Consider the following 19687-nt stretch of genomic DNA (forward strand, 5'->3'; position numbering starts at 1 on the left):
CAATCACCACCGCGGCCACACCGCACTCGGCGGCCAACCACCCGCCACCCGCGTACCTAACCTCTCAGGTCAGTACAGCTAGCCCTCCAGTTCCTTCTTCAGGTTGGCCAGCACCTCGCCCTGAACCCGCTTCAGCCCCAACGGCGCAAAGGTTTTTTCGAAGAAGCCCTTGACGCCGCCGGCGCCGGTCCAGCTGGTCTTCATGGTGACGCTGGAGCCGGGCCCGGCGGGCGCCACCGTCCAGTTGATGATCATCGACGAGTTCGCGTCCTTCTCGATGACCGAGTGGCCGGCGACGTCCACGTCGACCTGCACGTCACGGACGCGGGACTTGGTGGCCTGCAACTTCCATCTGGCGACGGTGCCCGCCCCCCGGCCCCCCTGCACCACCTGGTACTCGCTGTACTGGGCGGGCAGAATCTTCGGGCGCACGGTCTGATAGTCGGCGACGGCGGCCAGGGCGGCGGCCGGTTCCGCGTTGACCAAAATTGTGTTGGCAGCACTCACCTGTCCCAAGACGAACTCCTGAAGCTATGCCGCCCGCGCGCGGGTGCACGGGCTGTGGTCGAAGACTAGGGTATATGTGGTGCCTGTCCCTGGATCTGCACTCTCGGCGCACAAGTCGGGCGTTGACCGGTTGATGGCGAGCTATCGATCCATCCCCGCGACGTCCGTCGTCCGGCTCGCCAAACCGACGTCAAACCTGTTCCGCGCCCGCACTAAACGCGACGCGCCCGGACTGGACACCACGGGGCTGACCGGTGTGCTCAGCGTCGATCCCGAGGCCAGGACCGCCGACGTGGCCGGAATGTGCACCTACGAGGATCTGGTCGCCGCGACGTTGCCGTACGGCCTTTCGCCACTGGTGGTCCCGCAATTGAAGACCATCACCCTCGGCGGTGCGGTCAGCGGCTTGGGCATCGAATCCGCGTCGTTCCGCAATGGCCTGCCGCACGAATCGGTGCTGGAGATGGACATCCTCACCGGCGCTGGCGATTTGCTCACCACGTCGCGCACCCAACACCCCGACCTTTTCCGTGCTTTCCCCAATTCCTATGGGACACTTGGCTATTCAACCCGGCTGCGGATCGAACTGGAGCCCGTCGCACCGTTTGTGGCGTTGCGGCACGTCCGGTTCCGCTCGTTACCCGCGCTGATCGCGGCGGCCGAACGCATCATCGACACCGGCGGGCAGGGCGGCACCCCGGTCGACTATCTCGACGGGGTGGTGTTCAGCGCCGACGAAAGCTACCTGTGCGTGGGCCGGCGAACCACCACTCCGGGACCGGTCAGCGACTACACCGGCAAGGACATCTACTACCAGTCGATCCGGCACGACTCCCCCGGCGTCGAGCCCACCAAGGACGACCGGCTGACCATCCACGACTACCTGTGGCGCTGGGACACCGACTGGTTCTGGTGCTCACGCGCCTTCGGTGTGCAGAACCCCCACCTGCGGCGCTGGTGGCCGCGCCGCTACCGACGCAGCAGCGTCTACTCGAAGCTCGTCGCCATGGACCAGCGCTTCGGCGTCGCCGACCGGATCGAGAAACGTCACGGCCGTCCCCCGCGCGAGCGGGTGGTCCAGGACGTCGAGGTGCCGGTGGAACGCACCTGCGAGTTCTTGGAGTGGTTTTTGGGCAACGTGCCCATCACCCCGATCTGGCTGTGCCCGCTGCGGCTGCGCGATCACGAGGGCTGGCCGCTGTATCCGATGCGCCCGGACCACACGTATGTCAATGTCGGCTTCTGGTCCTCGGTGCCGGCGGGCCCTGCGGAAGGGGAAACCAACCGGCGGATCGAGGCGAAGGTCAGCGAGCTCGACGGGCACAAGTCGCTCTATTCCGACTCCTACTACGCCCGCGAGGAGTTCGATGAGTTGTACGGCGGCGAGGCCTACAACACGGTCAAGAAAACCTACGATCCCGATTCCCGTCTCCTCGACCTCTACGCAAAGGCGGTACAACGGCGATGACTTCAATTCGGGAGACAAAAGAACCGCACCGCGCGACGGCCGGAAAGCTCAGCATGGCCGAGATCCTGGAAGTCTTCGCCGCGACCGGGCGGCACCCGCTGAAGTTCACCGCGTACGACGGCAGCTGCGCCGGCAGCAGGGACGCCGAACTGGGCCTGGACCTGCGGAACCCGCGCGGCGCCACCTATCTGGCCACCGCCCCCGGCGAACTGGGCCTGGCCCGCGCGTACGTGGCCGGCGACCTCGACCTGTACGGCGTCCACCCCGGTGACCCCTACCGGCTGCTCGCGACGCTGACCGACCGCGTCCAGTTCAAGCGGCCGCCGGCCCGGGTGCTCGCCAACGTGGTGCGGTCGATGGGGCTGGAGCGGCTCGTGCCGGTCGCCCCGCCGCCGCAGGAGACCCCGCCGCGGTGGCGGCGCATCGCCGACGGACTGATGCACACCAAGACGCGCGACGCCGAGGCCATCCACCATCACTACGACGTCTCCAACGCCTTCTATGAACGGGTGCTCGGCCCCTCGATGACCTACACCTGCGCGGTGTATCCGGACGCGGACGCGACGCTGGAAGAGGCGCAGGAGAACAAGTACCGGCTGGTCTTCGAGAAGCTGCGGCTGCAGCAGGGCGACCGGCTGCTCGACGTGGGCTGCGGTTGGGGCGGCATGGCCCGCTACGCGGCGCGCCGCGGCGTGCGGGTGATCGGTGCCACCCTGTCGGCCGAGCAGGCGAAGTGGGCGCAACGCAGGATCGCGGACGAAGGGCTGACCGACCTCGCCGAGGTGAGGCATTCGGACTACCGCGACATCCGCGAGAGTGGGTTCGACGCCGTGTCCTCGATCGGGTTGACCGAGCACATCGGGGTCAAGAACTACCCGGCCTACTTCGGTTTCCTCAAGTCGAGGCTGCGCATCGGCGGGCTGCTGCTCAACCACTGCATCACCCGGCACGACAACAAGTCCACCTCCTTCGCGGGCGGTTTCACCGACCGGTATGTCTTCCCGGACGGGGAGCTGACCGGCTCGGGCCGCATCATCAGCGAGGTCCAGGACGTCGGGTTCGAGGTGCTGCACGAGGAGAACTTCCGGCACCACTACGCGATGACGTTGCGGGACTGGTGTTGCAACCTCGTCACGCATTGGGACGAAGCGGTCGACGAGGTCGGCCTGGCCACGGCCAAGGTGTGGGGCCTCTACATGGCGGCCTCGCGGGTGGCCTTCGAGCAGAACAACCTGCAGCTGCACCACGTGCTGGCGGCCAACGTGGACGCCCGCGGCGCCGACCACCTGCCGTTGCGACCCTGGTGGACGCCCTAACGGTTTAAGCGTTGTCGATCCGGCGCGCCCCAAGCTCGTTCTGCAGCAGCTCGAGCGCGACCTCCTCGGGATCGCGGCGCGGCCCCGACGACTCCGTGCGCCCGGCTTCGGCCAGCATGTGTTCCTCTTCGTCGCGCTGAGCCGCGTCGGGCGCGGGCTCTGACGTTCGCGGCGCCGGCGGTGCGGCCTCGACGGGCGCGGCGGCGCCCACCTCACAGCGCACCCGCCAGTTGACGCCCAGCGCGTCCTTGAGCGCTTCGGCGATCACGTCGGCGTTGCGCTGTTCACACAGCCGCTTGGCCAGCGGCGCCGACGAATGGGTCAGCACCAACGTGTTCTCCTCGAGAGCGCGGACGGTGGCACCCGCCAGCATCACCTCGGTGGTGCGGCTGCGCTGGCGCACCTTGTCGCGCACGGTCGGCCACATGGATCGCACGGCGGCCGCGTTGAGCTCGCCGGTCGCGGCGGCGGCCGGTTCGGGGGCCGGTTCGGGCACCGGCGGCGCCGGGGCCGGTTCGGGGACGGCCTCCGGCTTGGGGACGGGTGGAGCCGACCTCGGCGGGGCGGCCTCCTTCGGCGGGGTTGCCGCCCGGCTGGGCCGCACGGGCGGGGCCGCCGCCGGTCGCGGCGGGGGCCCGGCGGCCGCCTCGGAGGCGGGGATCGACATCTCCAGCCGGGTCTCGATCCGCTCGACGCGCTGCAGCAGCGCCGACTCGGTGTCGCTGGCAGAGGGCAACAGCAGCCGCGCGCAGACGACTTCGAGCAGCAGCCGTGGGGCGGTCGCGCCGCGCATCTCGCCCAGCCCCGCCTGCACCACCTCGGCGTGGCGGGTCAGGGTGGCCGACCCGAGCCGGGCGGCCTGGTCGCGCATCCGGTCGAGCACGTCCTCCGGGGCGTCCACCACGCCGCGGCTGACCGCGTCCGGGACGGCCTGCAGGACGATGAGGTCGCGGAACCGCTCCAGCAGGTCGGTGGCGAAGCGCCGGGGATCGTGGCCGGCGTCGATCACCGACTCCACCGCGCCGAACAGCGCCGCCGCGTCCGCGGCGGCCAGGGCGTCCACCGCGTCGTCGATCAGCGCGACGTCGGTGGCGCCCAGCAGCCCGAGCGCCCGCGGGTAGGTGACGTGGGCGCCTTCGGCGCCCGCCAGCAGCTGGTCGAGCACCGACAGGGTGTCGCGCGGGGAGCCGCCGCCGGCGCGGATCACCAGCGGGAACACCGCGTCGTCGACGACGACGTCCTCCTGCTCGCAGATCCGCCCGATCAGCGCCCGCATGGTCTTCGGCGGCAACAGCCGGAAGGGGTAGTGGTGGGTGCGCGACCGGATCGTCGGCAGCACCTTCTCCGGCTCGGTGGTGGCGAAGATGAAGATGAGGTGCTCGGGTGGCTCCTCGACGATCTTGAGCAGCGCGTTGAACCCCGCGGTGGTCACCATGTGCGCCTCGTCGATGATGAACACCCGGTAGCGCGACTGCGCCGGCGCGTAGAACGCGCGGTCGCGCAGCTCGCGGGTGTCGTCCACGCCGCCGTGGCTGGCGGCGTCCAGCTCCACCACGTCGATGCTGCCCGGGGCGTTCGGGGCCAGCGCCGTGCACGACTCGCAGACCCCGCACGGATTGGCCGTCGGCCCCTGGACGCAGTTCAGCGACCGGGCCAGGATGCGCGCCGACGACGTCTTCCCGCAGCCGCGCGGGCCGGAGAACAGGTAGGCGTGGTTGATCCGGCCGGCCTCCAGGGCGATCGACAGCGGTTCAGTGACGTGCTCCTGCCCCACCACCTCGGCGAAGGTTGCCGGTCGGTACTTGCGGTAGAGGGCCACGGTCAGCAGGCTACCGAGACACGGTGACTGGCGCCCGTGGGGCATCGAGTGTGCATCGGTGGCTTTCGGTGTGCGGCTGGGGCCGACTCGTGCGGCGTGTTGCCGCCGTCAGCTCACACTCGATGCGGCGGAAACCAGCAGCGACTCCGACGCCGCCAGCAGCGCGCAGGTGGCCAGCCCGTCGACGGCGTTGCGCAGGTCCGGCAGCGACGGGAACGTGGGGGCGATCCGGATGTTCTTGTCCTCCGGGTCTTTCCGGTACGGGAACGACGCGCCCGCCTCGGTCACCGCGATGCCGGCGTCCTTGGCCAGGGCCACCGTCCGGCGCGCCGTGCCGGGCAACACGTCCAGGCTGATGAAATAGCCGCCCTGGGGTTCGGTCCACGAGGCGATCTTGGAGTCGCTCAGTCGCTTGTCCAGGATGTCGAGCGCCAGCTCGAATTTCGGCGCCAGGATCTGCTGGTGGCGCAGCATGTGCAGGCGCACCCCGTCGGCGTCGCGGAAGAAGCGCAGGTGCCGCAGCTGGTTGACCTTGTCGGGACCGATCGACTTCTTCCCGGCGTACTGCAGGTACCAGGCGATGTTGCCCAGCGATCCGCCCAGGAAGCTCACGCCGGCGCCGGCGAAGGTGATCTTCGAGGTGGACGCGAACACGTAGGGCCGGTTGGGGTTGCCGGCGGCGGCGGCCAGCCCGAGCACGTCGATCTGGTGCGGGAAGTCATGCGTCAAGGTGTGCACGGCATACGCGTTGTCCCAGAACAGCCGGAAGTCGGGCGCGGCCGTGCGCATCTGGACCAGGCGGCGCACCGTCTCCCACGAGTAGGTGATCCCGGTCGGGTTGCCGAACACCGGCACCGTCCACATGCCCTTGATGGCGGGGTCGACGGCGACCAGCTCCTCGATCAGGTCGACGTCGGGGCCGTCGGCCAGCATCGGGACTCCGATCATCTCGATGCCCATCGTCTCGGTAATGGCGAAGTGCCGGTCGTAGCCGGGCACGGGGCACAGGAACTTGACGGCCGGTTCGTCCTTCCAGGGGCGCTGCGAGTCGACGCCGCCGTAGAGCATCGAGAAGGCGACCAGGTCGTGCATCAGCTCCAGGCTGGAGTTGTTGCCGGCGATCAGGTTTTGCACCGGGATGCCGAGCAGCTCGCCGAAGATGGCCCGCAGCTCGGGCAGGCCGTGCAGGCCGCCGTAGTTGCGGGTGTCGGTGCCCTCGCTGTCGCGGTAGTCCTCGCCGGGCAGGCTCAACAGCTGGTTGGACAGGTCGAGCTGCTCCGGCGCCGGTTTGCCGCGGGTGAGGTCCAAGGCCAGCTTCTTGGCCTGCAGCTCCGCGTAATCCTGCTGGTTGCGCGCGTGTGCGGCGGCAAGCTCATCCGGGCTGAGGGAATCGAAAGACACCATGGTCCCTTTCGCCTTGAACGGTGGAAGACCAGTGGCGATCGCAAGCGCGGCGGAGCCGGGCGAAGCGGGTCGTCACTCGTCTAACGCGGTGGCGATCGCAAGCGCGGCGGAGCCGGGCGAAGCGGGTCGCCACTGATCGGACATAGGGGACCCCGCGCACCCGACAGAGCCCATTGACCCTTGCTGCCTTCCGGCCCTGGGGGAGTTCACAGGATAGACGCCGCGCGGGGTCCACGGCGAGTCTAATACCCGGCCCGCAGTAACCGGCGGCGGCCGTCTCGAGAGCGGAACGGCCTCGGTTACCATGGCCACGGAGGATTCGCCTAGTGGCCTATGGCGCTCGCCTGGAACGCGGGTTGGGTTAACAGCCCTCGCGGGTTCAAATCCCGCATCCTCCGCAATTGGTCCGCCATGCGGACGCGCACGAATTGGTCTCGATTCGGGTTGGCCGCCTTTAGGCTGGCGTGAACTCACCAGCACGAGGAGGGGTATGGGGCGCAAGATCGCCGTGCCGTGGCACCTGCTGTTCTCCTTCGCCGCCGGCGCCCTTTACTTCTTCTTCGTTCTGCCCCGCTGGCCGGAGCTGATGGGTGACACGACGCATACGTTGGGGACGGGGCTGCGGATCGCGACGGGCGCGCTGTTCGGCCTCGCCGCGCTGCCCGTGGTGTTCAACCTGTCGCGGGTGCGCAAGCCGGAGCTGGGAACGCCGCAGCTGGCCCTCAACCTGCGGGTCGCCTCGATCGTGTGCCACGTGCTGACGGGCGTGCTCATCATCGGCACGGCGATCGGCGAGATCTGGCTGAGTTTGGACGCGGCCGGGCCGTATCTGTTCGCCATCTACGGCGCGGCGGCCGCGATCGCGGTGCTCGGGTTCTTCGCGTTCTACCTGTCGTTCGTCGCCGAGTTGCCGCCGCCCCCGCCGAAACCGATCAAGGAGAAGAAGCCGAAGAAGCCTCGGTTGCGCCGCAAGAAGGGCGAGGAGGCCGCCGACGAGTCGGAGGCCGAGGACACCGAGGACACCGAGGCCGAAGACACCGAGGCCGAAGACACCGGGGAAGCCGCCGAGACGGCGGAATCGGAGCAGCCCGAGACCGTCACGGCCGAGGCCCCCGAAGCTACCGAGGAGCGCCCGGCGGAAGAGACCGCGGAGACCGGCGAGGAAACCGAGCGCGCGGAAGCGGCCCAGGCCAGGCTGCGCAACCGTCGCCCGACGGGCAAGGGGTCGCACCGGATGCGGCGCCGGCGCACCAGGGGCGGTGTCGCCGTCGACGAAGCCGTCGACGAGGACTGATCAGTCGCGCCGCCGCAGGCGCTCCACGTAGGCGGCGATGCGCCGCAGTGTCTCGTCCGCGCCCCACATCCGGCGTACCTCGTCGTCGACGGCGCCGCCGTCGCGGATCCGCGCCAGCGTCGGGGCCCGCAGCTGCGTCTTGGTCTGGCGATAGGCGTCGGCGGGAATGCCGTCGAGGTCCGACGCCTCCGCCACGGCGGCCTCGAGGAGATCGTCGGCCACCACCCGGTGGGCGAGCCCGCGGGCCACGGCCTCGGATCCGCGATAGCTGCGCCCGCCCAGCAGCACTTCCTCGGCGTGGTCCCCGCAGGCGTAGCGCATGACCTCCAGGGCGGCGACCGGGAACGGCACCCCGACCCGCACCTCGGCCGCCCCGATCTGCGCCTCGGGGCCGATGAGGCGGCGGTCGCACGCGCAGGCGAGCACGCAGCCCCCGGCGATCGCGGCCCCGTTGACCGCGGCGACGGTCGGGCCCGGATAGGAGAACATCGCCTCGAACGCCGCCGCTAGCGCCGGGACCAGCCGATCGGTGTAGCCAGCGCCGCCCTCGACAACGCGGTTCAGGTCGACCCCGGCGCTGAACGCCCGGCCGGCCCCGGTGACGACGAGCGCGCCGGCGCCCGCACGCCCGAGGTCGCGAACCGCCAGGGTCAGCTCGTCGAGCAGCTCGACGTCCTGGGCGTTGACGGGGCCCGACGACATGGTCAGCACCTGCACGGTTCCCGCGGTCTTGATGTCGATCATGGCCACTTCCTCGGTCAGCGGTTCACGGCCGCGATGACGACCGGGATGTCGGTGTTCTCGTCGGTGTGATAGCTCGCGCACACGCGGTGGTACCCGTCGGCGATCTGCAACGGGACACCGGCCGCGAAGTCGCCGCGCACCAGCAGGATGGGCGACAGCGGTTGGCCCTTCTCGATTTTGGTGAGGTCCGCCGCGACGTGCGGATTGTCGGGCGGCAACAGCCCGAGCCGGGCCGCGCGCAGGATGTCCTTGGCCTTGCGGTGCGTGACGGTGCCGGCCTTCAGCTTCTTGATCACCTTTTTCACGGTCGCCGGGTCCGCGAGCATGGTCAGGTAGTCCGCGGCCGCCGGAAAGTCATGTGCCTCAGGCTGTTCCAGCCACTTCACGCTCAGCATCGCGGGCTCCCTTCGTCAGCGCCGACGCGTCGCAGCCTACCGGCTCGACACCCCGAACCTTGGGATCGGTAGCCAGGCGGGCGGTCTCTACTTGCGCCATGGCGAAGCCACCGGGGCGACGCACGAAGGAAGGAACCGCAAGTGAAACGTCTTCTCGTGGCAGCGATTGGGACACTGGGCGCCGCGTCGGTGCTGGTGGGATGCTCCAGCGGCGGCCACACGGCCGGCCCGGCGTCCAGCACGGCACCCAGCGTCGCCCACGGCGGCGGGGCGCAGGTCAAGGTTGGCGGCGCCGACCTGGCGGGCCTGGACCCGGCCTCGGTGACCTGCGTCAAGACCGGCGGCAAGATCAACATCGGCAGTGGGTCCGCCGGCGGCCGGCAGGCGCTCGCCGTCGTGATGACCGATGAGGCCACCCCGAAGGTCGAGTCGCTGGCCATGGTCGTCGACGGCAACGCCCTGTCCGTCAGCAACAACATGGGCGCGAAAGTCGGGTCGGCCGACGTCGCGGTGGACGGCAAGACCTACACGATCACGGGGCAGGCGCAGGGCGCCGACCTGAAGAACCCGATGGCCGGGATGATCACCAAGGACTTCAACATCAAGGTGACCTGCGGCTGATCGGTTGCGGACGGGCGGCGGACGTGGCTGGATCACGCGTCCGCCGCTCGCCGCTTTCCCCGCCCGCGCGGCACCCCCGGACTTATGATGCAGCCGTGTCGATTCCCGACGAGTTGGATGGTGCGCGCCGCATGGCGTTCGCCGCCGACGAAGCGGGGGCCCGCGATCTATTGCTGTCGTTGATACCGCGCATCGAGCGGGAAGACCGGGACGATCTGATGCTGGAAGTCCTCGCGCAGCTGGGCCAGGTCTACCTTGACCGCGGCGCGAATGACGGCGTGCGCGAATCGATCCGCCGCATCCGGGACTGCGTGGCGGTCTACGCGGGCATGCCCGCCGACGCCGGCACCGCCGCCCTGGTCCGGCGGTACTCGCGCCGCGCCCAGTTTCTGGAAACCGGCCTTGCCGCGGCGATCGGTGACCACGAGGGCGCCGCGGCGGCGCTGGCGTTGTTGGACGACGACGACCGCGACTTCCCGGACCTCGCCGACGAACACGCGCGCCTGCGCATCCACGCGCGGGTCCTGTGCGCGGCCGCGCTGTGCGATGACGACCTGCAGGTCCGGTCGGTCCCGCTGTGGCAGCGAGCGATCCGCGATATCGGTGACTACGGCGCAAGTGGCGAGGCCGCGGACCATCTCCGGGTGGTCACCGGAATCGGGTACGGCAGGTTTTGCGTCCAAACCGGCCGGCTGCCCGAGGCCGACCCGTGGCTGCGGCGCGCGGAAGCCCGGGCCGAGGCTAACGGCTGGGAATTGGCCGCGGCGCAAGCGCAATTGGAGCGGGCGGCGGCGTGCTGGGCGGCGAACGACCACGCCGGCACCGAGCAATTGGTCTCCACCGCCTATCCGGTCATCGCCCGCCACGCGCGGGCGCACGACGTCGCCCGCTGTTGGCTGTACCTGGGGCTCACCCGGCTGGGGGCCGGCGCGCTGGAAGCGGCCGACGAGTGCTGGGAACACGCCGAGCGGCACTGGCGGGAACTGGGGAAGCCGCTGCCCCTGCACCGTATCCTGTTGCAGCGCAGCTGGATAGCGATCTTCTGGGGCCGCTTCGCCGAGGCCGTCGAGCTGATCGCCGAGGCCCGCGAACTGCTCGACTCGTGGCCGCGCAGCAACTGGCTGCAGTACGCGCTGCTCGACAACCATCTCGGCACGGTGTGGCGCGCCGACGCGCTGGCGCACCTCGGTTTCGACAGCTCGGGCGATCCCGACGAGACGCTGCAGGAGACCGAGGCGCGGCAGGCCGGGGGGCTCGGCATCCTGCACGGCGAGGTCGGCACGGCCGAATACCGGCGCGGCATGACCAAACTGCGGCAGGCCGCCGAGCTGAAGGTGCCCGCGGCGCTGGCGGTCGACTCGGTGCGGTATTCGATCGGCGACGCCGGCGCGAGAGCGCGCTGGGCGACCGGCATCTCGGCCCCGGTCCTGGCCGGGGCGTTCGCGGTCGCCTGGGAATGGGAGAACACCGAACTGATCAGCGAGCTGGTCGAATACCACAGCGCGCGAGGGACTTTCGGCGCAGGCGTGCCGCGGCCGGCGACAGGCGAGTGGGCGTCTACGGCCACCGCACCTGTCCCGCTCGACGCCGAGCTCGAGCCGGCCCCGGCGCTGGCCGCGGCCGGCTCGTCCGCTGCCGGTGGCGCCTCGCTGACCCGGCTCGGACCGCTGCCGCCGCTGCGGATGCAGCCGGGCGCCGAGCCGATCCTGAGCCGCTATCGGGCGCTGGCGTCGCAGCGCTACGGCCGTGACGTCACCGCGGCCGAGCCCGCCTGGTCGACCTGGCCATGAGCGACGCCGACCGGACCACCCTGGTGCTGCGGTACGCCGACGTCGGGATCGCCACCTATGCCAGCCTGCGGATCGTCGGTCAGCCGTCGCGAACGGTGACCTGGGTGATCGAAGAGCCGCTGCTGCTCGCCGCCCTGGAGGAGCTGGCGGGCGCCCTGCCCGAGCCGCACGGCTCCGAGGACCGGCGCGACGCCATCGAACGCGCCCTGACCACCGGGCCGTTCGGGTCGCCCGGCGCCGAGCTGACGCTCGCCTACATCCTCGGCGTGTTGCTGATCGGGTCCGCCGGCTGGCAGCTGCTGAGCGAGTGTGTGGCCACGCCGCGGGCGGTGCTGTTCGTCGCACCGAGCGCGCGGCTGGCGCGCGTCCCGTGGGGGCTGCTGGCGGTGCCGAAATCGGGACCCAGCAAGGAGGAACTGGTGCGCGCCCGCCAGGACGCCATCACCGCCGGCGGCCGGGCGGCCGCGCGAATTCCCTGGCAGTTCGCCGACATCGGGCAACACACCGACGGTTACCGGCTGATGGAGTTGGTCGACGTCTTGCTGGCGGTCCCGCCGAACATCGTGCACGCGCCGCGGGTGCCGGCCCGCTGGGAGACCAGGAAGGACGGCGCGCCGCTGCTGATCCTCGACCCCCGGGTGCCCGGGCAGCGCCCGGACTCCGCGCTCGGGTCGGTGCTCGGCAGGCCCGAGCCGGAGACGCCGCTGGCGCGGCACTTCACCGACGTGTTGCGGCGCCGATCCGTGCTGCCCGCCGTCGACGACGCGGTCGAGCTGTTCCGCCGCCGGGACGCCGATCGCACCTGGCTGGCCAAGCTGCTCGCCCAGGCCCCGAGCAGGCTGCTCTATGTGGGGCACGCGAGTTCGGCCGGTGGCCAAGCGGATCGGGCCGCGCTGCACCTCGCCGACACCGCCGAGACCCCCGGCGACGCCGACGCGATCGGTGATCACCGCCCGCTGACCGCGTCGGACCTGATGGCCCTGCGACTGCCGATGCCGCCGCGGGTGGCCCTGCTCGCCTGCGGGTCCGGCGGCGACTACCAATTCGACGAGGCGGCCGGGCTGGTGGCGGCGACGATCCTGGGCGGCGCGCAGTTGGTGACGGCCACCCTGTGGTCGCTGCCCACCGCCGCCGCGTATCGGCAGTTCACCACGGCGGCCGCCGATCCCATGGCGGACGTGGTCGCCGCGGTGGACCGCGCCCATGACGGCGACGCGGACGCCGGGTGCGCGGTGGACCGTTGGCAGCGCGACCGGATGCGCCGCTGGCGCGACGGCGATCTCACGGCCAGCCCACTGTATTGGGGTGCGGTGGTCACCTTCGCGGTGGACGGCACGCGCTAACGCTCACCGCGACGCCACGAACGCCGCGTGCACGGCCAGCACGTCGTCGGGCAGCGAAAGCTCCTCGCGTGCAGCCGGATCGAACGCCACGAGCACGACCAGGCCCGGCCGCAGCGACGACACGTCGAAATCGCCGCCGCCGCGCGCCAACTTGCCGACGAATGTTTCCCCAGAGACGGCGACCACCTCGATGAAGACCTGACGCTCGACCGTGCGCACGGTGCCGACCCCGACGGCGCGGTCCCCGCCGCCCCGCCGCCGGGCGCACCCGAGCCGGTCAACCAGTGCCGACAGCTTGTTCATGCGACCAGGGTGCGGCCGCCAACCGGCTACCGAACCCAACTTTTCGGCTGCCGCGTGTCGCGCGATGCCCCTATTCTGTGCAGATGAGCGCGGATTCACCGCCGGTCGTGGCGGTCGGCCACCCGCGCCGGTCGGTGATCGACGCGGCGTGGCGCGCGATCGGGCCCGGCGTCGAGGTGCTCAGCGGCGACGACGGCGGACCGTTGAGCCGCACCGTCAAACGCATCATCGACCCGCTGGTGCTCCGGTTGCGGTCGAACCCCCAATATTCGGCCCCCGTCGTCGGCCCCGAAACCGCTGCGGCGATGCGAGACCTGATCATCGGCAGTGGCCCCGAATTACGTTCGGCCGCAGCATGGTTCGAGGCCCTCAAGCTGGAGCGCCGCAGGCAGCGCATCCGCACCGGAAACGCCCAGGAACTGTACTTCCCGGTGTGCTTCGAGCTCGCGGTGACGAAAGGCCCTCCGGTGCCGCGGGATCGCGAGACGGCGGCGGCGGTCCTGAGCGACGTCCACCAGGGCCGCGACCGCACCGCGATCGAGGTGCTGCACCGATACGTGGCCGACCCCGAAGCGGTCGCCAAGCTGGCCGATCAGCTCGACCGCAGCTGGGGCGACGTGCGGGCCGGAACCGCCGTCACCCGATCGTTTTTCGCCGAGCTCGCCACGGTGCTCGGGCCGGCCGACAGCCACCGCACCGCGACGGCCCGGCAACGCGTCTGGACGGCGATGATCGCCGACACCACCCCGTACAGCCTGGGCGCCCTGGCCCGGGTCGAGGCGGCGCCGCTGCCGTGGTCGCTCGTCGAGCTGGGCCTGATTTCCGCCGCGCCGCAGCGCCCCCCGCGCGTCGCGGGCGGCTCCGACGGCGACCGCCCGCTGGACCGCAGCGTGGTGGACCGGGTGCGGGCGACCCTGCGCCGCGCCCTGGACCGCGACGCGTTGCCCGACATCCCGCTGCTGTGCGAGGAGGAAGTGGACCGGGCCTGCGCGCCCTGGGGGCTGCTGGGCGAGGACAAGCAGGCCACGCTCGTCGCGGGCATCGAGATCGCGGTGGACCTGGCCCCCCTGGACCCGTCGGTCGCCGGCCGCTACGCGCTGGCCGCGCAGATCCAGGCGCGGCTGCGCAAGGAGGCCTATGTGCTGCACGCCCGGCGCTACCTCGCCGAGGGCGGACCGATTCATCCCCGCCAGCGGCGGGTGGTCGACGACCTCGCCGCCTACGCGCAGCCCTACCTGAGCCGGCTGTGGGCGCGCCTGCACGGGCGCGACGTGTGGCAGGAGTCCTGCGACGACGTCGATGACGTGCGGTCGCTGCTCGAGGGGGTGGCGCGGTCGGTGAGCCTGGACCACCGGCAGCGGATCAAGGCGATGCTGGAATTGCAGGTGGCCGGGTGAGATTGGTTGCCGATTCCGGGCTATGGACCACCGGCCCCGCCAGCGAGGCGACGCCGCTGGCGGCGGTCCTGGAGGTCAGCGGCGCCGTGCTGTCGTGGACCGTCGACGGGCCAGGGGTGCCGGACGAGGCGGCCACCCACATCGCCTTCACCGATCTCGGCCGCGCCGACTGGCTGTGGCGGGTGCTCGGCGAATCCGGACACGTCGCCCTGGCCTCGGCCGTGGGGTCGGCGGACGAGCCGCGCACGGTCGACCTCGCCGGCGTGGACATCCTGCCGGGCTCGCTTCGCCCGCTTCGCCGGCTCGCCGTGGGGCACTGGCTGCGGCGCTGGTGGCCCGCCAGCCGGCGGGACGGCATCGCCGGCCTCGACCGCGCGCTGCTCGACCTCGAGGTGGGGTTGCTGACCGCGGGCGCGCAGGGGTTCTTCGCCGAGGACACCCTGGATTCCGACGTCGCCGGCTTGCTGGCGCCGCACGCGGTGGCCCTGGCCGCGCACGTCGCAGACGGTGACCCGCGCGTGCTCGACCTGGTGCGGGCGGGCGCCGACCTGGCCGACCAAGCGGGTGTCGACGGCCCCGGCTGGCCCGAACTCACTGGCGCCCTTGATGATCGGGGTGCCGCCTGGGCGCCGCCGAGCGGGCGGCGCGACGACTACGCCCTGGCCGCCGGGGCCACCGCGGGCCCGGGCGCCGCGGCTCCGGTCGCGCGCGGCGTCGCGTCGATCAACTGGGGCGGGGTTCCGCCCGGGATGTTCGACGCGGGCGAGGACACCGTCGACTGGGCGGTGGGGGCCGCCGGGACGGCCGTCGTCCGCGCCGCCGTCATCGGGCCGGACGCGCCCACCGGCGTCGCGGTGCGACTGATCTCGGGGACCGTTTCGGGCGCCGGCGCCCTGGACGCCGACGGCCGCGCGACCCTTTCCCTGATCGACGGCCGGCAAGGACCCCTCACGGAATCCGCGGCCTGGAACCACGACTGGTCGACGACGTCGGTGGTCGTCGGGACCGAGACCACGGAATCGCCGGAAACCCGGGCGCGGGTGCGGCGGTGGGCGCGGGCGCGGCTGGACCGGCCGCCCGGCGACGCCTTCCTCGCCGAGATATTGGCGGCCGAATCCGCCTACTAACCGCGACCACCGTTCCCTATGCTGAGCGAGTGCCAAACAACTATCGAGTGGTCCAGTGGAACACCGGCAATGTCGGCAAGAGCTCGCTGAAGTCGATCGTCGCCAACCCCACCTACGAACTGGTCGGCTGCTACGCCTGGTCGGCGGACAAGGTCGGCCGCGACGCCGGCGAACTCGTCGGAATCGCGCCGCTGGGGGTGGCGGCCACCAATGACGTGGACGCGCTGCTCGCGCTGAAACCCGACTGCGTGGTCTACAACCCGATGTGGATCGACGTCGACGAGCTGGCCCGCATCCTGTCCGCGGGCGTCAACGTGGTCACCACGGCGTCGTTCATCACCGGGGGCAACCTCGGCGCCGGCCGCGCGAAGCTGGCGGATGCCTGCGAGAAGGGCGGCGCCACGATCTTCGGGTCCGGGGTGAGCCCGGGTTTCGCCGAGCTGCTGGCGATCGTCTCGGCGATGGTGTGCAACCGGATCGACAAGGTCACGGTCAACGAGGCCGCCGACACCACGTTCTACGACTCACCGGAGACCGAGCGGCCGGTGGGCTTCGGCCAGCCGATCGACCACCCGGAGCTGCAGGCGATGGCGGCCAAGGGGACGGCCATCTTCGGCGAGGCCGTCCGGCTGGTCGGCGACGCGCTCGGCGTCGAGCTCGACGAGGTGCGCTGCGTCGCCGAGTTCGCCCAGACGACGGCGGATCTCGAGATGGCGTCGTGGACCATCCCCGCGGGCTGCGTGGCGGGGGTGTACATCAGCTGGCAGGGCATCGTCGGCGACACCACCCTGATCGACCTGAACGTGCGGTGGCGCAAGGGGCAGACGCTCGAACCGGACTGGAAGATCGAACAGGACGGCTGGGTCATCCAGATCGACGGGCAGCCGACGGTGACCACCAAGGTCGGCTTCCTGCCGCCGCCCTACTTCGCGGCGACGACCATCGAGGAGTTCATGGACCTCGGCCACATCATGACCGCGATGCCCGCGATCAACGCCATCCCCGCCGTCGTCGCCGCCGCGCCGGGCATCGTCACCTACGCCGACCTTCCGCTGACGCTGCCGCGGGGCAACGCCTATGTCAGCATGGAGCGGTGATCGGTAGGCGCATCGTCGCCGGCGTCCTCGCCGCACTGAGTTCGGCGGGCGGGCCGGTGGGCCTCCCTTCCGCCGCCGCGGATCCGTGCCCGGCGGTCGAGGTGGTGTTCGCCCGCGGCACCGGCCAGGCGTCGGGCGTCGGCCAGGTGGGCCAGGCGTTCGTCGACTCGCTCGGCTCACAGCTCGCCGGGCGCCCGATGGGCGTGTACGCCGTCAACTACCCGGCGACAACGGCTTTCGCGACGAGCGCCCAGGCCGGCTCCGACGACACCGTCGCCCACGTGCAGGACATGATCGGCCGGTGCCCCGGCACCCGACTGGTGCTCGGCGGGTTCTCCCAGGGCGCCGGCGTGATGGACCTGGCCACCAAGGCCCTGCCGCCGCAGGCGGCCGACCACGTCGCGGCGATCGCCGTCTTCGGCAATCCGACCAGCCCGCTGGCGAACAGCCTCGCCGGCACGGTGTTCCCGCCGATCGGCCCGCCGTACGCCGCCAAGACAATCGACGAGTGCGCCGACGGCGACCCGGCATGCTCCGGCGGCGGCAACGTGCTGGCGCACGGGTCATACGTGCAGTCGGGCATGACGGCCCAGGCCGCGAACTTCGTCGCCGCCCGGCTATAGGGAGGCCGTGCGCCCGCCGGGCTTGGCATAGCCGGCGCCGAGCTGCGGCACCCGCAGCGGCCCCTGGTCGCGGGCGGCCAAAATGGCGTTGCGCAGCGGACGGGCCAGTCCCGCAAAGGATCCCATGTCGAACAGCAACGGCGTCAGCAGCCGGTTGTGGACGAAACCGAACGAGCCGCCCGCCTCGGGGTCGGCCCAGCCGAGCGTCCCGCCGAGGCCGACGTGACCGAAACCGCGCAGCAGGCCGGGGACCGGCGATTCGTGGTAGCCGAGATGAAAAGGCATGGGCACCATCATGTTCGCGTCGGGCCACTTGCGCCGCGCCTGCCCCGCCAGGCCGCGCGCCAGCTCCCCGGACAGAAACTTCTTGCCGTCGATGCGGCCACCGTTGGCCAGCGCGGCGTACATCTTCGCCAGCCCGCGGCCGGTCACCACGCCGTTGGCCGCCGGGACCTCGCCGTCGAGGAAGGCGGTGTCCCCCTTGATCAGCGAGACGACCCCGGGGAAGTACATCGCGCCCAGCGCGCCGGAGAACGGCAGGCCGGCCACCTTCGGCGCGATGAAGTTGAACACCGGGGCGCGCAGCCTGCCCTGCGGCAGCAGCACCTCGGCGGGCTCGGTCGGCGAGCCCTCCGGCGGCCGGCCGAGGTGCAGCCCGTCGGTGTCGAGCGGCCGCGCGACCTCCTGGCGGATCAGCTCCCGCATGCCCTTGCCCGTGACGGCACGGGCCAGACCGGACAGCAGCCAGCCGTAGGTCAGCGCGTGATACGCCTGCACGCCCCGCAAGTGGTCGACCGGGGCGGCGGCGAGCCGCTCCTCCATCAAGACGTGGTCCATCAGCTGCGCCTTGGTGACGCCGCGCAGGTGGGACAACCCGGAGCGGTGCCGCAGGACGTCGCGAACCGTGATCTCCGCCTTCCCGTTGGCCGCGAACTCGGGCCAGTATTCGGCGACGGGCTCGTCGTAGGACAGCAGCCCGCGGTCGGCGAGGCGATGGATCACGGTCGACGCGACGCCCTTCGTCGCCGAGAACACCATCGCGCCGGTGTCGGCCGTCCAGCGCCGGGTGCCGGCCCGGTCCGACCACCCCGTCCAGACGTCGACGACGGGCACGCCGGCGACGTAGACGCTCAGCGCGCCGCCGCCGAACCTGCGCCCGGGAAACAACTGCGCGAACAGCTTGACGACGTTGGCGAAATGGGGGTCGGCCGCGCCGGAGACACCGCGCGGCAGACCGTCGTCGGTGACCAGCAGGACCGACGGTGTCACGGTGCCGCGCCGCCCCGCCACCACGAGCACGAAGCTATCAGTCGCGCGCCGCCGAAATGGGAGGATTCGGCTAGCGCGGCGGTTCCGGAAGGTCCGGTGGCTCGGGCGGCTGTACGGGCGGCGACTCATTCAGATACCGGCGGAGCCGCAGCAGCTGGTTGAGCACCATGCCGATGCCCAGCAACATCAACCCCACCACTATTGCCACCACGATTGCGGCGCTCACGACCTCCATGATGGCAGGATGGGGGTTTCAATATGTCCCACCGCGGGGTAGCCACACCGGCATGAGCAACGAGGACAAACTGAAGAACAAGATCGAGGATCTGGGTGGCCGGGCCAAGGAGGCCGTCGGCAAGGTCACCGGTGACCACGAGACCAGGGACGAGGGCCGGGCCGACCAGGCGAAGTCCAGCCTCAAGGATGCGGGCGAAAAGGTGAAAGACGCGTTCAAGAAGTGAGCAGTCTCGCCGCGCTGCGCCGGCTGCCGGCGCTCGTCGGGCTGGCGGCGCTGACGGCCGCGGCGCTGGTGGCCAGCGCGCCCAGCCCGTCGGCGTCGGCCGCGCCGTGCCCCGACGTCGAGGTCGTGTTCGCGCGCGGGTCGGGTGAGCCCCCCGGCATCGGCGGCATCGGCGGGTCGTTCGTGGATTCGCTGCGCTCGCAGATCGGCTCCCGCTCGCTGAGTGTATATGCGGTGAATTACCCTGCCAGCACGGACTTTTCGAATCCCAACTTCCCAAGCACGGTCATCGACGGCATCCGCGACGCCAGCTCGCACGTCGAAGCCACGGCCAAGAACTGCCCCAACACCCGCGAGGTCCTCGGCGGGTACTCACAGGGCGCGGCCCTGGCGGGATATGTCACCTCGGCGGCCGTGCCGCCGGGCGTGCCCGCGTCCGCCGTGCCCCCGCCCATGCCGGCGGACGTCGCGAACCACGTCGCCGCGGTGACCCTGTTCGGGACGCCGTCGGGCGACTTCCTGCAGAAGTACCACGCCCCGCCGCTGGCCATCGGCCCCCTCTACCAGCCGAAGACCCTGGAGCTGTGCGCGCAGGGCGACCCGGTGTGCGGCAGCGGTAACGGCAACGATCTCGCCGCGCACACCTCCTACGGGATGAACGGCATGACGAGCCAGGCCGCCAACTTCGCCTCCACTCACCTGTAGGCCGG

Annotated in this window: 20 protein-coding genes, 1 tRNA gene, 1 other RNA gene and 1 pseudogene; 14 read left to right on the top strand and 9 right to left on the bottom strand. The window is 71.2% G+C overall.

The features are described 5' to 3' along the window. Positions 1-78: 78 nt before the first annotated feature. The gene (locus tag BST44_RS06445; RefSeq protein ID WP_083175881.1) at positions 79-516 is read right to left on the bottom strand and encodes an SRPBCC family protein; all 438 of its coding nucleotides are present in this window, start codon (positions 514-516) and stop codon (positions 79-81) included. A 67-nt stretch (positions 517-583) separates the two neighbouring features. On the opposite strand from BST44_RS06445, the gene BST44_RS06450 reads away from it, so the two are divergent. Then, positions 584-1975: an FAD-binding oxidoreductase gene (locus BST44_RS06450; protein ID WP_083175883.1), complete on the top strand. Its 1392-nt coding sequence runs from the start codon at positions 584-586 to the stop codon at positions 1973-1975. 5 nt (positions 1976-1980) lie between these two features. Beyond that, positions 1981-3291, top strand: a complete 1311-nt coding sequence (locus BST44_RS06455; RefSeq protein WP_439330701.1) for a class I SAM-dependent methyltransferase — start codon at positions 1981-1983, stop codon at positions 3289-3291. 4 nt (positions 3292-3295) lie between these two features. On the opposite strand, the gene BST44_RS06460 is transcribed toward BST44_RS06455, so the two are convergent. After that, the gene (locus tag BST44_RS06460) at positions 3296-5110 is read right to left on the bottom strand and encodes a DNA polymerase III subunits gamma/tau (protein ID WP_083175885.1); all 1815 of its coding nucleotides are present in this window, start codon (positions 5108-5110) and stop codon (positions 3296-3298) included. A 108-nt stretch (positions 5111-5218) separates the two neighbouring features. Next, positions 5219-6511 (bottom strand): aspartate aminotransferase type Ic, encoded by a 1293-nt coding sequence (locus BST44_RS06465; protein ID WP_142274380.1) that lies wholly within the window; start codon positions 6509-6511, stop codon positions 5219-5221. A gap of 34 nt (positions 6512-6545) precedes the next feature. Here BST44_RS06465 and BST44_RS30840 point away from each other — a divergent pair. Beyond that, positions 6546-6647: pseudogene (locus BST44_RS30840) on the top strand (2-isopropylmalate synthase); the annotation flags it as partial. Between the two features lie 8 nt (positions 6648-6655). Here the strand turns inward: BST44_RS30840 and ffs are convergent. Beyond that, positions 6656-6750: signal recognition particle sRNA small type (ffs, locus tag BST44_RS06470), an RNA gene on the bottom strand. A gap of 76 nt (positions 6751-6826) precedes the next feature. Here ffs and BST44_RS06475 point away from each other — a divergent pair. Together BST44_RS06475 and lucA are read left to right on the top strand one after the other, a co-directional pair. Then, positions 6827-6912 (top strand) — tRNA-Ser (locus BST44_RS06475). Between the two features lie 92 nt (positions 6913-7004). Further along, positions 7005-7808 carry a lipid uptake coordinator LucA gene (gene lucA / locus BST44_RS06480; RefSeq protein WP_083175889.1) on the top strand — a complete coding sequence of 268 codons (804 nt, stop codon included), beginning with the start codon at positions 7005-7007 and terminating at the stop codon, positions 7806-7808. On the opposite strand, the gene BST44_RS06485 is transcribed toward lucA, so the two are convergent. Next, positions 7809-8552, bottom strand: coding sequence for an enoyl-CoA hydratase/isomerase family protein (locus tag BST44_RS06485; protein ID WP_083176116.1), 744 nt, complete (start codon positions 8550-8552; stop codon positions 7809-7811). A gap of 14 nt (positions 8553-8566) precedes the next feature. After that, entirely contained in the window at positions 8567-8947 is a 381-nt protein-coding gene (locus tag BST44_RS06490; RefSeq protein ID WP_083175891.1) for a hypothetical protein, read from the bottom strand. A 141-nt stretch (positions 8948-9088) separates the two neighbouring features. Between BST44_RS06490 and BST44_RS06495 the strand changes: the two genes are divergently transcribed. From BST44_RS06495 to BST44_RS06505, 3 genes are all read left to right on the top strand, one after another. Continuing rightward, positions 9089-9568, top strand: coding sequence for a lipoprotein LpqH (locus tag BST44_RS06495; RefSeq protein WP_083175893.1), 480 nt, complete (start codon positions 9089-9091; stop codon positions 9566-9568). A 95-nt stretch (positions 9569-9663) separates the two neighbouring features. Then, positions 9664-11358: a hypothetical protein gene (locus tag BST44_RS06500; RefSeq protein WP_083175895.1), complete on the top strand. Its 1695-nt coding sequence runs from the start codon at positions 9664-9666 to the stop codon at positions 11356-11358. After that, the gene (locus BST44_RS06505) at positions 11355-12701 is read left to right on the top strand and encodes a CHAT domain-containing protein (protein WP_083175897.1); all 1347 of its coding nucleotides are present in this window, start codon (positions 11355-11357) and stop codon (positions 12699-12701) included. Before BST44_RS06500 ends, BST44_RS06505 begins: the two co-directional genes overlap by 4 nt. 3 nt (positions 12702-12704) lie before the next feature. Here BST44_RS06505 and BST44_RS06510 read toward each other — a convergent pair whose 3' ends face one another. Continuing rightward, positions 12705-13043, bottom strand: coding sequence for a hypothetical protein (locus BST44_RS06510; RefSeq protein WP_083175899.1), 339 nt, complete (start codon positions 13041-13043; stop codon positions 12705-12707). A gap of 44 nt (positions 13044-13087) precedes the next feature. Between BST44_RS06510 and BST44_RS06515 the strand changes: the two genes are divergently transcribed. Genes BST44_RS06515 through BST44_RS06530 form a run of 4 tightly spaced genes read left to right on the top strand, consistent with a single transcriptional unit; the run spans position 13088 to position 17248 of the window. Beyond that, positions 13088-14401 (top strand): hypothetical protein, encoded by a 1314-nt coding sequence (locus BST44_RS06515; RefSeq protein WP_083176118.1) that lies wholly within the window; start codon positions 13088-13090, stop codon positions 14399-14401. After that, positions 14398-15528, top strand: a complete 1131-nt coding sequence (locus tag BST44_RS06520; RefSeq protein WP_083175901.1) for a hypothetical protein — start codon at positions 14398-14400, stop codon at positions 15526-15528. The genes BST44_RS06515 and BST44_RS06520 overlap by 4 nt, the downstream gene beginning before the upstream one ends. Before the next feature lie 29 nt (positions 15529-15557). Next, positions 15558-16625 (top strand): NAD(P)H-dependent amine dehydrogenase family protein, encoded by a 1068-nt coding sequence (locus BST44_RS06525; RefSeq protein ID WP_083175903.1) that lies wholly within the window; start codon positions 15558-15560, stop codon positions 16623-16625. Continuing rightward, positions 16622-17248 carry a cutinase family protein gene (locus BST44_RS06530; RefSeq protein ID WP_083175905.1) on the top strand — a complete coding sequence of 209 codons (627 nt, stop codon included), beginning with the start codon at positions 16622-16624 and terminating at the stop codon, positions 17246-17248. Before BST44_RS06525 ends, BST44_RS06530 begins: the two co-directional genes overlap by 4 nt. Here BST44_RS06530 and lipL read toward each other — a convergent pair. Next, positions 17243-18517 (bottom strand): esterase/beta-lactamase LipL, encoded by a 1275-nt coding sequence (lipL, locus tag BST44_RS06535; protein WP_083176120.1) that lies wholly within the window; start codon positions 18515-18517, stop codon positions 17243-17245. The genes BST44_RS06530 and lipL overlap by 6 nt on opposite strands. A 70-nt stretch (positions 18518-18587) precedes the next feature. Further along, entirely contained in the window at positions 18588-18743 is a 156-nt protein-coding gene (locus BST44_RS30335) for a hypothetical protein (RefSeq protein ID WP_167380161.1), read from the bottom strand. Positions 18744-18804: 61 nt separating this feature from the next. Here BST44_RS30335 and BST44_RS06540 point away from each other — a divergent pair, with 61 nt between their 5' ends. Further along, complete coding sequence (locus BST44_RS06540; RefSeq protein ID WP_083175907.1) at positions 18805-18978, top strand: CsbD family protein; 174 nt, start codon at positions 18805-18807, stop codon at positions 18976-18978. Continuing rightward, a complete protein-coding gene (locus BST44_RS06545) occupies positions 18975-19682 on the top strand; it encodes a cutinase family protein (protein WP_167380162.1) in 708 nt (235 codons plus the stop codon). The genes BST44_RS06540 and BST44_RS06545 overlap by 4 nt, the downstream gene beginning before the upstream one ends. Positions 19683-19687: the final 5 nt, after the last annotated feature.

The sequence above is a fragment of the Mycobacterium scrofulaceum genome, from assembly GCF_002086735.1.
Lineage (GTDB): Bacteria > Actinomycetota > Actinomycetes > Mycobacteriales > Mycobacteriaceae > Mycobacterium > Mycobacterium scrofulaceum.